The organism is Nodosilinea sp. LEGE 07088 (assembly GCF_015207395.1).
GTDB lineage: Bacteria > Cyanobacteriota > Cyanobacteriia > Phormidesmidales > Phormidesmidaceae > Nodosilinea.
The window spans coordinates 1-13,158 of the sequence record NZ_JADEWX010000164.1; the positions used below are offsets into that span (position 1 = coordinate 1).

Below are 13,158 nucleotides of genomic sequence, written 5' to 3' on the forward strand. Positions count from 1 at the left end.
CCCCCACCTTCTCTAATGCAACCACCGCGCCTTACTCCCCCGCGCATCGATATGCACCAGGGCCGGAAACTGGCCATAGCGCCCCAATCCCCCCGGCCACCAGGGATCGAGAGACCAGTAGACCTGATTGCCGGTGAGGCCGACGCAGTAGAAGTCGATGGCATCGCCGACAATATGACGGCTTCTAGACGCTCCGCCCACGCGGCGATTGATCTCGACCGGGCGATACCAACTGGTGATCAAGAAGGGGCGACCAATGCGATCGCGGGCCTGCTGGGCCAGAGTAGCAATCCGGACGATCGCCGCCACCGTGGCCTGGTCGGGGGGCATGCGGGCCCCACCGCGAGTGGCCTCGGCCCAGGTAAAGTTGCCGTTGGGCACGATGCTGGCGTCGAGCTGAATGTTGTTGGGGGTCCACTGGGGCGGGCGCGGCGGCGAGGGCATTGGCACCGGGGCGGGCATGGCATCGGGCGATGACGGCTCGGCCCGCTCTAGCCGCCGCAGGTCGTCAAACAGCGATTGAATCGCCGGAATGCGCCCCTCTAGCCGTCGCCAAATTTGTACCAGGCGAATCAGCGCCTCCCGCTGCTGCTCGGTGGGTGTATAGGCGGTGGGAATGGTGGTGGCGAAGTCGAGCAGGGCACGGTCTAGGGTTTGGGCGGCGACCACTAGGGCCGCCTGATTTTCGGCGTTTTGCACCAGGTCGTCGGGGTTGACCCCCAGTTGCTGAATGGCGGTGGTGCGCGAGTTGAGGCCAAACCAGTTGCGGTAGCCCTCGGTCAGGGCAAACCGCAGATCGCCCTGGCCGGTATAGAGGGCCGGAATTTTTTGCCCAAAGGCGATCAGGGCCGGGTCAATGATATCGAGATTGGTTTCACTGGCAAAGGGATCGTTGTTGAGCAGCCAATCGACGGCCTCTTCGCGCGAGTCGAGGGCACGCCAGAGCTGCACCAGGCGAATTAACGCCTCGCGCTGGTTGGGATAGCCCGAGTAGTAGCGCCCAGCCGACTGCATAAAGCCCACCAGGGCGTTGTCGAGGGCGGCTTCATCGGGTACCTGGTCAACCACAGGCACGTTGAGCACCTCATAGACCTGCGTGACCCCATTCAACTGCCGCCACAGGCGCACGGTCTCCACCAGGGCCTGGCGCTGAAAGTCGAGGCGACCATAGTTGGGCGGCACCCGCTCGACAAAGGCCAGCAGCGCCGGGTCGAGTTTGGCCAATCCCTGGGGCAGCTGGGCACCGCTGTAGTCGGCGCTGATGTCTTGTAAATAGGCCTGCAATAGCGCGGCGGGGTCACAGGGTTCGAGCTGAGCGGCGTCGGCATCGCTGGACTCTGGGGCAAACCCCTGAGCCACCGCCTGTAGAAAGCGATCGCTATAGCGCCCCACGCTGGCATCCCAGATGTCGCCACTGCTCCAGCCCTGCTCGATCAGGCTGTTGGTGAGGCTGCGCAGGGTGTTGGCGCCATACTGCACCTGGGTGGCAAAGGTATCGACCGCCGCCATCTCGACCTGGTGAGCGGGAGAAATGCCCAGACCGGTTTCGCCATCGGTGAGCTGGGGCTGGTCGTGCACGGCATAGAGAGCCGCCAAAATGGGCTTATGCACCCCCACCCGGCCCCCTTCAAGTAGATAGTAGTAGTTGCGCTGATCGGGTGCTAACGTGCTCATAGCGTGCCTTCAGTATGGGCGAATGGGCCTGGGGCAAGCGCGTAGCCTGGTCTTTGGCAACCAACGGCCCAAGGCATGCTCAATCACCACAAAGTGTAGACCCGATGGGCGAAGTTCAACCATTACCTGCTGCTGGGTTTTCAGGCCACCGGGCCGTCAAGCTATTGGCCACCGATATGGATGGCACCCTCACCCACCAGGGCCAGTTTACCGTCGCTCTACTCCAGGGGCTAGAACGGTTGCAGGCATCGGGGTTCCCCGTGATTATTGTCACCGGGCGATCGGCGGGCTGGGTGCACGGGCTGGCCCACTACCTGCCGGTGGTGGGGGCAATGGCTGAAAACGGCGGTGTTTACTTTCCTCTCGACGTGGCCCCCGAGCTATTGCTGGAGGTTGACGATCTGGCGGCACACCGACAGCAGCTGAGCGCGGTGTTTGGCCAACTGCGATCGCGCTGGCCCCAGCTGCAAGAATCTACAGACAACCGCTTTCGCCTCACCGACTGGACCTTTGACATCACCGGCCTAGCCCAGGCCGATCTGGATGCCATGGGCCAGACCTGCCGCCGCCTGGGCTGGGGGTTCGTCTACAGCACGGTGCAGTGCCACATTTACAAACCGGGACAGTCTAAGGCGGCGGGGCTCCAGCGGGTGGTGCAGCGCCACTTTGCCCCCCTGACCACCGACGCGGTGCTCACCCTGGGCGATAGTCCCAACGACGAGAGCATGTTTGACCCGGCGATCTTTCCCCTGTCGGTGGGGGTGGCTAATATTAAAGACTACTGGCCCCGGCTCACCCACCACCCGGCCTATGTCACCCATGCTCCTGAAGTGGCAGGGTTTCTAGAAGTCGTTGAGGCCCTGGTGGCTGCCAGACCGCCGACCGCCTAGTCTTGCAGAGCAGGGGTTGGTTTATGGCCTCCGGCAAGGCTGCGCCAACGTGCCTCAACCGCAACCTACACTGTCTTACATTTGATTGCGCCTTTCTACTGATGTCGGAAAAGCTAAGCAGCTGACAGCAAGGTGGAAAAATCACCATCGCTTTCACGCCCTAGAAAATATAGATCAAGAATGCCCTGCAAACAGCGAGGCCTCCTCGGGGTAGCAAAAATCCCTGAGCGACTCCACTGAGGTATCGACAATGCGGTGCCAGCGTTGGTCAAAGACCGGCCACCTGTGGCCATCGAGCGGCTCCAGCCCCGGCAGCTCTACCCTCAGCGACTCCAGCATTGTTGTCTCTGGCTTGCACCCATTTGCAGGGCTCTGTACGCTTGCGTAACGTCAACCGATCGGTGGGCGATCGATTGACGCTACGCCTAGAACCCCTCCCAGACCTCTTTGCCCAGCCTAAGCCAGGTCAAAGCGATCGAGGTTCATCACCTTGTCCCACGCGGCCACAAAGTCATGGACGAACTTGCCTTGGGCATCGGCACAACCATAGACCTCTGCCAGGGCGCGGAGCTGCGAGTTCGACCCAAAGATCAGGTCAACCCGGGTGCCGGTCCACTTGAGTGCGCCGGTTCTGCGATCGCGCCCCTCGAACACCTCTTGGGTCTCAGAGACCGCCTGCCATGTCGTGCCGAAATCGAGCAGGTTCATAAAGAAGTCGTTGGTCAACGTTCCTGGCCGCTGGGTAAAAACCCCATGTTTGGAGTCGCCCACGTTCGCCCCCAGGACGCGCAGGCCACCTACGAGCACCGTCATTTCAGGCGCAGATAGCGTCAGCAGCTGGGCTCGATCCACCAGCAACTCCTCAGCAGATATGGCATGCTCACCGCTGAGATAGTTGCGGAAGCCATCTGCCTTGGGTTCAAGGTAGGCAAAAGACTCTACATCCGTTTCCTCTGGCGAGGCATCCGTACGGCCCGGTGCAAAGGGCACCGCCACGTTATAACCGGCATTTTTCGCCGCTTGCTCGACCCCGGCGCAGCCGCCCAGTACGATCAGGTCCGCGATGGAAACCTTCTTCCCGCCCGACTGCGAGCCATTGAACTCGGTTTGGATGCCCACTAGCGTTTGCAGCACCGTGGCTAGCTGGGCCGGCTGATTCACAGCCCAATCCTTCTGCGGCGTGAGCCGAATGCGGCCCCCGTTGGCCCCGCCGCGCTTGTCAGAATCGCGGTAGGTCACCGCCGATGCCCAGGCGGTTGAGACCAGTTGAGCAACCGACAGTCCCGAGGCCAGAATCTTGCCCTTGAGAGCGGCCATGTCCTGAGCATCGATCAACTCGTGGTCAACGGCGGGGATGGGATCTTGCCAGAGGAAATCCTCTGCGGGCACCTCTGGGCCAAGGTAGCGCGACTTCGGCCCCATATCGCGGTGGGTCAGCTTAAACCAGGCCTTGGCAAAGGCCTCGGCAAACTCATCGGGGTTGTTGTGGTAGCGCCGCGAAATTGGCTCATAGATGGGGTCTATCTTCATAGACATATCCGCCGTGGTCATGATCGGGGCATGCCGCTTTGACGGATCGTGGGCATCGGGCACCGTATCGGCACCAGCACCATGCTTGGGTACCCACTGCCAGGCACCAGCGGGGCTCTTGGTCAATTCCCAGTCATATTTGAACAGGGTTTCGAGATAGCTGTTGTCCCACTGGGTTGGCGTGGGGGTCCAGGCCCCTTCGATACCGCTGGTGATGGCATCAACCCCGACACCAGACTTAAAGGTGCTCTTCCAGCCCAGGCCCTGATCGACAATGCTGGCCCCCTCGGGTTCGGCCCCGACATGGGCGGCATCCCCTGCACCATGGCATTTGCCAAAGGTGTGCCCACCCGCCGTCAACGCCACGGTCTCTTCGTCATTCATCGCCATGCGCCCGAAGGTTTCGCGAATGTCGCGCCCTGAGCCAATGGGATCGGGCTCACCGTCTGGCCCTTCCGGGTTGACGTAGATCAGGCCCATGCGCACCGCCGCCAGGGGATCTTCTAGCACGCGATCGCCGCTGTAGCGCTTGCCACTGTAGTTCGCATCGCCATGCCAGGTGGTCTCAGAGCCCCAGTAGATGTCTAGCTCTGGCTCCCAAATATCCTCCCGCCCACCGGCAAAGCCCAGGGTCTTAAAGCCCATCGACTCCAGCGCGCAGTTACCGGCAAAGATCATCAGGTCAGCCCAGGAAATTTTCTGGCCATATTTTTGCTTAATGGGCCACAGCAGCATGCGCGCTTTGTCGAGGTTGGCATTGTCGGGCCAGCTGTTGAGCGGCGCAAATCGCTGGTTGCCAGTGCCCGCGCCGCCGCGACCGTCGCCAATACGGTAGGTACCCGCGCTGTGCCACGCCATGCGAATGAAGAGGGGGCCATAGTGGCCGTAGTCGGCGGGCCACCAGTCCTGGGAGGTGGTCATCAGCTCAAAGATATCGGCCCGCAGAGCAGCTAGATCTAGGGACTTGAACGCCTCAGCGTAGTTGAACGTCTCACCCATGGGATTGGCCCTGGGGGATTGCTGGTGAAGAATGTTCAGGTTCAACTGATTCGGCCACCAGTCGCGGTTCGACGTGCCACTACCCGCTACGAAGGCCTGGGGGCTACCCACAAAGGGACATGCACCCGTAGCGCCATGAACCGGGCCGGCACCGTGGACTGGGTTCGCCATCGAGGATTGCAGCACAGCGCCGTCTTCGCCACCTGAACCCAGCATCGAGGTCACGGCCCGCCAGATTTCCATGAGCTTACCGCTCATAGGGAACGGACATTTCATTGAGTTACTTGTCATAGCGTCTTCCTATCGTGGTTTCACGAACGTCAAGTCGTAGTCATTACGACTTCTTTTTGATGTTAGCCTACATCAATCCCGCGTGCTTTATCGACCTCAAAGTGAGTGATTTTTACACCTTGTAATCTCTGGGTCAGGTCTGCTTACGTTTTCTTTGCCGAGTATTTCCCTGGGCCGAAAGTATTGTTCGCCACAGGTGCATCAGCACAGCTGTCTGCCGGGGTCTTTCTGCCTCGGGGTTAATATAAGTCAGCATTGTCTCGGCAGTGGAAACTAACGGCGTGGCCTCAAAGTCATCTTGTTCCACGAACATTTTGTCAATCACACCATCTTTCACCAGCATGGAATAGCGCTGAGACCGGTATCCCATACCGTGATCCGAAAGGTTGACTAGCATCCCTATTTTGCGAGTAAACTCACCCTTCACATCGGGGATGCAGCGCACCTGATCGGCACCTTCCTCTTGGGCCCAAGCCGCCAGCGAAAACGGATCGTTGACCGCAAGACAGAGAATTTCGTCAACTCTGTTAGCCCGAAATACCGCAGCATACTCGTTGTAGCCTAATAGTTGAATCGGAGAATGGGGGCAGGTAAACGCGCCCGGCACCGCAAACACCACTACGGTTTTGTGATCAAAAAGATCCGCCGTCGTCAGGTTGTACCATCCCGCCCCTGCAAACATTCGAAAGGTTGCGTCAGGGACTTGCTGGCCCTCATGGTTAACCACCATTTGCCTAGCTCCTTACTCGCCTTCAACATCAGTTAGACCTCGCTTAACTGCGAGATGAGTGAGCAGCAAACCACCCTAGCCACCCTAGATCGATGACCTGCTCCGATACTTTTTCAAGGAATCGCTACAGGTCACCTAGGCCAAACAACCGTTACCTTAAACCCAGACTTTAATGAAGCCGAGGAACTCAACCATCCGCATCAAGTCATACTCATTACGAGTTTGCATATTCTCAGCTTAGTTCAAGCAAATATGCGCTGGCGGGCCAAAAATAGATTGTTTTGCAACACTTAATATCTCTACGAAATGAAATCTATGTCCCGTTGGGCAGGTCTAAAAGGCTGTCTGGTTGCCGCTGCAACGCTACTGATCGGGGTGGTAAGCATCTATGGCTCGGGGTCGGCTGGGGTGGGATCTAAATCAGAGCTGGGCGGCGCAGTGGTTTGCCAGACCTGATTCCAGTAATCTTCAAACGCCAGGGTTAGCGCTTGCTCAGACCAGGCCTCAAACCGCTGGCGAAACCCATCGGGCAGGTTGAACAAAAATACGGTGTCCACCCCCGCTGGCAGCGTTTGAATCGCAAACGACGACCCGACGTTGGGTAGCAACAGCAGCTGGGTGGCGGGTTTCAGCAAATAACTGAGGGAAATCAGGCTGACCGGAAAGTGGTCATAGGAATCGGCCAGTATCAGGGGGCGATCGCTGCGGTTGATCAGCTCAGCCAGCTGGTGGTAGTTGCTATTTAAAACCTTATTCCCCCAGGTATCTGCCCGGGAGTAGACACCGCAGGAGAGCAGGCCGATCGCAATTAGCAGTGCCAGCACCAGCTGAGCCAGTCTGGCTTGCCATCGCTGAGGGGCGACGAGCCAGGTAGACAGCAGGTAAACCACCGCGAGCTGTAAGCCAACCACACAGGCCAACACATAGCGTGCCACCGTGAACCGCTGACCGCCAAACAGCAAGTCTGGGAGCCATAGCAGCAGGGCCGTGCTGCCCACCAGGGTGACAATAAACCACCAGACTCGCCCTGGAGCGCTCCGCACCAGCCAGACCATGGCATAGGTCTGCAAGCCTAAAAGTGGCAGGATCAAACCATAGATAGCGCGATCGCTCCCCGCAGCATTGAAATCGACAAAGCCAGTACTGAAGTTAAACGCCAGCAGTTGGAGCGTGAACCGTAGCGGCAGTGAAACCGAGGTCCAGCTGGTGGTATTTCCTAGCGCCTCCTGCGATGTCGCAATGAAGTAAAGCCACGGGGTAAACGACAGCGCCACCAACCCCATGGCGACGCCAAAGGCCACCGTGCGCCTGCCCAGGCGAGCCCTAAACCAGCGATTGCCGCCATTGGTGCCCCCCTCGATGCCCCTCTTGATGCCCCCCTCGATGCCCATGACGTAGGCTCCATGGCCGATGGCAACGCCCAGCGAAAACAAGGCGGTATAACAGGCCAGCGCCATGGACAGGCCGTATAGCGCCCAGTTTTGCCAGTTGGGGGAGCGCACAGCCCGCAGCAGTAGGGCGCTAGTGACTAGCACCAGGACGGTCCAAAATCCGTATTCTCGGGCCTCTTGGGCAAATACCAGGTGCACAGGCGAGACGGCAAACAGCGCGATCGCCACCCAACCACTCAGGGATGATTCGAATAGCTCTAGACACAGCCAGTACACCGCTGGAAAGATCAGCACGCTCAGCAGGGCAGAAAAGCCCCGCATCACCGCTGGTGCTGTCCCCCAGAGCTGGGCCCAAAACCGCAGCAGCATGTAGTAAAAGGGGGGATGCTGCACATCTTCCTGGCCCTGGCGAACGAGCATGTCCGCCAGGGTCAGCTCTGGAACAAACTGCTGATAGGCCAAAAGGTCGGCTGGGGTGACCAGTTTATTTTGAAACAGGTCAGCCGTCATATAGCTCCTGGGGCGAGCGGTGATCACCATGGAGGTGAACACTTCGTCGTGCCAGTAGACTTTGCGGTCGAGGGTGGCAAAGCGCAGGCCAATGGCCACGATCAGCAGCGCGATCGCCACCCGGCGCACCCGGCGCAGCAGCTGAGGCGGTGTCGAGTCGAGGAAATTACCGGTCATACAAGCCCCTTTTCATCGTTGGGAAGGTCGCCGAGGCGCGCTGGCAGCAGTATTGGAGTGAGGCAGCTGCTGATCACAGTCGTCGGGGCACCCTGGGGGTGGCCCTGCCCGCCGACGTCACCATGCAGTGCCCTACCGCCGCCGACTCATCAGCACCACCGACGAGCGCGGCCCAACCGGGTACAGAGGGCTTTCAAACAACGGGGCCTCGTCGGGGTAGCAAAAATCTCGCGGCGGTGCCACCGACGTATCGACAATACGGTGCCAGCGATCCCCCGGCCCCAGCCCCGGCAGCTCAAACATCAACGCCTCCCAGTAGGCGTTGAGCATGACGTGAATCTGCTCCTTGGCCTCGGGGTAGCGCAGGGTAAAGGCCAGGGTACGCGATTGCTCTGACCAGTCAGGCTGACCCAGGCTGGTGCCATGCCAGACCACATGGGGTTCAGGGTGCCAGGCCGGGGTCACCCGCAGCAGATGCTCTAGACGAAATACCTCCAGATTTTGAATGAAGTGAATCAACCCCCGGGTAAAGTGCAGCAGCGCCTGTTCTTTCTCGATGTCCTCCCAGTTCAGCCAGCTGATGTCGTTATCTTGGCAGTAGGCGTTGTTATTGCCCCGCTGGGTGCGACGCACCTCGTCACCCATCAGCAGCATAGGGGTGCCCTGGGCCATAAACAGCAGGGTGAGAAGGTTTTTGACTTGACGGTGGCGCAGCTGCTCGACCTCCGGTGGCGCCATCGGCCCTTCTATACCACAGTTCCAGCTGTGGTTGTCGTTGGTGCCGTCACGGCTATTTTCGCCGTTGGCCTCGTTGTACTTCTGGTTGTACGACACCAGATCGTTGAGGGTAAAGCCATCGTGGCAGGTGACAAAGTGAATGCTGCGGTTGGGCTCGCGATCGGGCTTTTGGTAGATATCGGGGCTGCCTAGCAGACGGGCAGCCAGGTCGGGCACCACCCCGGGGTCACCCTTCACAAACTGGCGCACATGGTCGCGGTAGGGGCCATTCCATTCGGCAAAGCGATCGCCAATAAACGTCCCCACCTGGTACAGCCCCGCGGCATCCCAGGCCTCGGCGATGATCTTGGTGCCCGCCAAAATCGGCTCCGACTCAATGTTCCATAAAATCGGCGGATCTTCGAGGGGGTTGCCCGCCATATCGCGAGACATCACCGAGGCCAGGTCAAAGCGAAAGCCATCCACATGCATCTCCGACACCCAGTAGCGCAGGCTGTCGAGAATCATGCGACCCACTACGGCGTGGTTGGGCGAGAGGGTGTTGCCGCAGCCGCTGTAGTTGGAGTAGTAGGCGGGGTTGTCTTCGAGTATGTAATAGGTTTCATTGTCGATGCCCTTAAAGCTCAGGGTGGGGCCTTCGTGGTTACCCTCCGCTGAGTGGTTAAACACCACATCGAGAATGACTTCGATCCCCGCCTGGTGAAGGGCTTTGACCATATCGCGAAACTCGTTGACCGGCCCCAGGGGCTCTTTGCAGGAGCTGTAGGCTCGGTGGGGGGCAAAAAAGCCTAGGGTGCTGTAGCCCCAGTAGTTTTCGAGCCCAGGCCTAACGTCTTGTGGGTCAAACTGGTGAATGGGCAACAGCTCCACGGCGGTAATGCCCAGCGCTTGCAGGTAGGGAATTTTTTCGATTAACCCCGCATAGGTACCCCGCTGCTCGTCGGGCAGCCCAGAGGAAGGATGGCGGGTAAAGCCACCGACGTGCATCTCGTAGATGACGCTGCTGGCATAGGGAATGCGCAGGGGGCGATCGCCCCCCCAGTCATAGTTGCGGGTATCGACGACGACTCCCTTGAGGGCCGTGGCGCAGTTGTCGCCGGGGCCAATGGCTGTAGCGCGATCGTAGGTGTCATCGCCGACCACGGCCCGAGCATAGGGGTCAAGCAGCACCTTAGTGGGGTCGAAGCGGTGGCCCCGAGCCGGGTCAAAGGGGCCATGCACTCGGTAGCCGTAGATTTGCCCGCTCTTGAGCCCCGGCACAAACCCGTGCCAATAGTAAAAGGTGCGGTTTCGCTGGGGGTCGAAGGTGATCACCCGGCTGGGCTGGGTGAGATCGTCCGCCTCAAACAGGAGCAGATCTAGGCCAGTGGCATGTTTGGAGTACAGGCAAAAGTTGACCCCCACGGCATAGACCGTGGCCCCCAGGGGATAGCTTTGACCAGGTAAGACGTTTGGGCTCATGGGGCTTTACCTACAAGGCTTTTCAGACCTTAATTAAACTCTGAGTCAAGTTTTGGTACAACGGGGGCCGCGATCGCGGCCAAATCTAGGGGAGTCCACCGGGGCGGGCTGCCCAGACTCGCCTCGGTGCCAAACAGGGGCTGCCAGGTGCCCTGCTGGTGCCGCCAGGCCGTCGCAGAAAAGGCCGCAAAGGTCTCGCGATCGTGGAGTGGGTTGGCGCTGGGGGAGCGCCATTGGTGAACCATCGCCGCCCAGGCTCCCGCCACCAAAGCCTGCCCCTGAAGGTCTCCTCGGTTGAGGTGCCAAACCGCCACCGGGCCGGGGTGGATGCGGCACCAGTGCTCGACAAAGCGGTGGAATTCACCATTGCCATCGTCCCAGGTGCCCCGTTCTAGAAAAGTGTCACTATCTAACCACTCATAGCCGCTGGTGTCAGACCACAGGCGGGGAGCAAGGGTGAGATGCTGATGCCAGGTGCAGGTCGCATCATCTTCCTGCCAGCTAAAGCTACCGGCAAAGCCCAGCAGGTCGGCATCAAAGCGCGATCGCCAATCTAGAGCAGCGTAGCGTTCTGGGGTCAGCAGCCCCGCAAATAGGGACTGCCGCACATCCGCGAAAAAGGTTTCACCCTGAATCCACAGGACCGACTGGCTGGTTTCGATCGGACCTTGGTCAAACTGAATGGAGCGGCGCTGCCAGACGCCCAAAAAGGGATTGGGGGACATGGAGGGAGATGGGGAGGGTAGGGAGATGGGGAAGCATCAGGGTTGCTCGCAGGGGTAAACGGTTGTTTGCCCTGATCCAAGTCATGCTGTTATTCAGCGCCACCAGCAGCTGTAAGGGCCTTCCAGATCAGCTGCTGCTGGTGGATGATGCGGGCCTCTAGGCCGTTGACCGGGCCAGGCGTATAGACCCCGCTGGCGTAGCCCTGCTGCACGCTCTCAGTGATTACCATGTCCTCTTGCATAAAGGCTTCAAAATCGGTCAGCAGCGTCTCGGCGGGCGGGCAGTACTCAGGATCACCGTAGATTTCGAGAGCAACCTGGCACGACGCAGCGGCGAGGGGCTCAATGCGGAGCCAGATCAGCAGCCCGTTGGGTAGCCCCAGCAGGTGCAGGTTGGGGTAGATGCCGTAGGTGAAAAATCCCTCGCGGCTGCGGCCCTGGAGGGTCGGCAGAACAGAGTTTTCGGCCTGCCAATCGGCGGTAATCGGGGTGTAGAGCAGGTTCACGAAGGTCTCGAGCTGGTGCCGGTAGCGGCGAATTGGCCCCTGTATAGGGTTGAGGGTTGTGCGGTGGGCGATCGCCACGTGGTAGTCGCACAGGGTGTTGTCGTGGTAGTTCTTCCAGTTGCAGCCGACGGTGTACTGCTTCGCCACGAGCCGCTGGGTGGCGGCGGTGCGGTGCCTCCCCAAATACTCGGGGATGCTGCCCAAAAATTCCGCCAGGGGTGGCGCGGTGTCGTCAAAGCAGACAAACATAAAGCCCGACCAGGTTTCTAGGCGCACCGAGCGCAGGGCAAAATCTGGCTTCTGAAACGAGTCTGGAAACTGATCTTGAGAGGGCACCCCGACCAAATCGCCAGCGAGGTCGTAAACCCAGGCGTGGTAAGGGCAGACCAGCCTCTGGCAGGAGTGAATGCCCACCTGCGGCGACAGGATCGCAGCTCGGTGGGGGCAAACATTATAAAAGGCCCGCAGTTCGCCGTCGTTGTCGCGCACTATCAGCAGGGGGGTGCCCGCCACTGACCTGGCCCATACCATTCCGGGTTGGTTTAGGCGCTCGCCATCGCCCACGTAGAGCCAGGCCCGACGAAAGATCGCCTGCTGCTCGATGGGCAGCCAGCGAGGGTTGGTGTAGTGGTCAGCGGTGAGCACAAACCGGTCGGGCAGCCCGTGGGCGGCGGGGACCCTAGGCGCTTGCAGCGGCAGACTAGAAACCATTATTGATCACGCTCCATCAGCTAACTAGGGCCGGGGCCATCTTTCCCCGCAGCAGATCCATGATTTCTTCGCGACAGTCCTGAAAGGCGCGATCGCGGCGAACGGTGTAGGTGCGATCGCTGGGCAGATCCACAAACACCTCCCGCTGAACGGTACCGGGGTGGGCCGTCAGCACGTAGATCCGCTGGGACAGAAACACCGCCTCATCCACATCGTGGGTAATCATCAAAATACTCACCCCGGTGCGGTTCCACAGATCCAGCATGAACTGCTGCATGGTTTCCTTAGTCTGCACGTCCAGCGCGCCGAAGGGCTCATCCATCAGCATGATTTTGGGCCGCGAGGCCAGGGTGCGGGCGATCGCCACCCGCTGCTTCATGCCCCCCGAGAGTTCCTTCGGCAGCGATGGCGCAAATTTCGTCAGCCCCACCACCTCTAGATAGTAAGAGGCCATCTCGCGCCGCTCCCGCTGACCCATCCCCTGGAGCTTGAGGCCAAACTCCACATTTTTCTGCACCGTCATCCAGGGGTAGAGGGTATAGCTCTGAAACACCATGCCCCGGTCAGACCCCGGCCCCGTCACCCGCTGACCATCCACGATAATGTCCCCTGCGGTGGGCATATCGAGCCCCGCCACCAGGCGCAGCAGGGTAGATTTGCCGGAGCCCGAAGCCCCCACCGCACAGACAAATTCGCCCGTTTCGACATGCAGGTTGATGTCATCGAGAGCCAATATCGGCCCCTGGCGGGTATCGAACTGTTTGCGTAGGCCGTTGATTTCGAGGTGCATGGTGGTGAGGGAGTGGAGAGATTAGGGAATAGAGG

Annotated in this window: 10 protein-coding genes; 1 reads left to right on the plus strand and 9 read right to left on the minus strand. The window is 59.9% G+C overall.

All coding sequences use genetic code 11. The features are described 5' to 3' along the window. Positions 1-12: 12 nt before the first annotated feature. The gene (locus tag IQ254_RS24945; RefSeq protein WP_193968864.1) at positions 13-1,674 is read right to left on the minus strand and encodes a D-Ala-D-Ala carboxypeptidase family metallohydrolase; all 1,662 of its coding nucleotides are present in this window, start codon (positions 1,672-1,674) and stop codon (positions 13-15) included. Between the two features lie 104 nt (positions 1,675-1,778). On the opposite strand from IQ254_RS24945, the gene IQ254_RS24950 reads away from it, so the two are divergent. Beyond that, entirely contained in the window at positions 1,779-2,564 is a 786-nt protein-coding gene (locus tag IQ254_RS24950) for an HAD family hydrolase (protein WP_193968865.1), read from the plus strand. 174 nt (positions 2,565-2,738) lie between these two features. On the opposite strand, the gene IQ254_RS24955 is transcribed toward IQ254_RS24950, so the two are convergent. From IQ254_RS24955 to IQ254_RS24990, 8 genes are all read right to left on the minus strand, one after another. Continuing rightward, a complete protein-coding gene (locus tag IQ254_RS24955) occupies positions 2,739-2,903 on the minus strand; it encodes a hypothetical protein (RefSeq protein ID WP_193968866.1) in 165 nt (54 codons plus the stop codon). A gap of 117 nt (positions 2,904-3,020) precedes the next feature. Continuing rightward, on the minus strand, positions 3,021-5,384 hold the full coding sequence (gene katG, locus IQ254_RS24960) for a catalase/peroxidase HPI (RefSeq protein WP_228041070.1): 2,364 nt from the start codon (positions 5,382-5,384) through the stop codon (positions 3,021-3,023). Positions 5,385-5,517: 133 nt separating this feature from the next. Beyond that, positions 5,518-6,114 carry a peroxiredoxin gene (locus tag IQ254_RS24965; protein ID WP_193968867.1) on the minus strand — a complete coding sequence of 199 codons (597 nt, stop codon included), beginning with the start codon at positions 6,112-6,114 and terminating at the stop codon, positions 5,518-5,520. 386 nt (positions 6,115-6,500) lie between these two features. Further along, positions 6,501-8,192, minus strand: a complete 1,692-nt coding sequence (locus tag IQ254_RS24970) for a glycosyltransferase family 39 protein (protein ID WP_193968868.1) — start codon at positions 8,190-8,192, stop codon at positions 6,501-6,503. Positions 8,193-8,324: 132 nt separating this feature from the next. After that, positions 8,325-10,391 (minus strand): glycogen debranching protein GlgX, encoded by a 2,067-nt coding sequence (glgX, locus tag IQ254_RS24975; protein ID WP_193968869.1) that lies wholly within the window; start codon positions 10,389-10,391, stop codon positions 8,325-8,327. A 29-nt stretch (positions 10,392-10,420) separates the two neighbouring features. After that, on the minus strand, positions 10,421-11,116 hold the full coding sequence (locus IQ254_RS24980; RefSeq protein WP_193968870.1) for a hypothetical protein: 696 nt from the start codon (positions 11,114-11,116) through the stop codon (positions 10,421-10,423). A gap of 89 nt (positions 11,117-11,205) precedes the next feature. Beyond that, the gene (locus IQ254_RS24985) at positions 11,206-12,333 is read right to left on the minus strand and encodes an aromatic ring-hydroxylating dioxygenase subunit alpha (RefSeq protein WP_228041071.1); all 1,128 of its coding nucleotides are present in this window, start codon (positions 12,331-12,333) and stop codon (positions 11,206-11,208) included. A gap of 16 nt (positions 12,334-12,349) precedes the next feature. Then, positions 12,350-13,123, minus strand: coding sequence for an ABC transporter ATP-binding protein (locus IQ254_RS24990; RefSeq protein ID WP_193968871.1), 774 nt, complete (start codon positions 13,121-13,123; stop codon positions 12,350-12,352). Positions 13,124-13,158 lie beyond the last annotated feature (35 nt).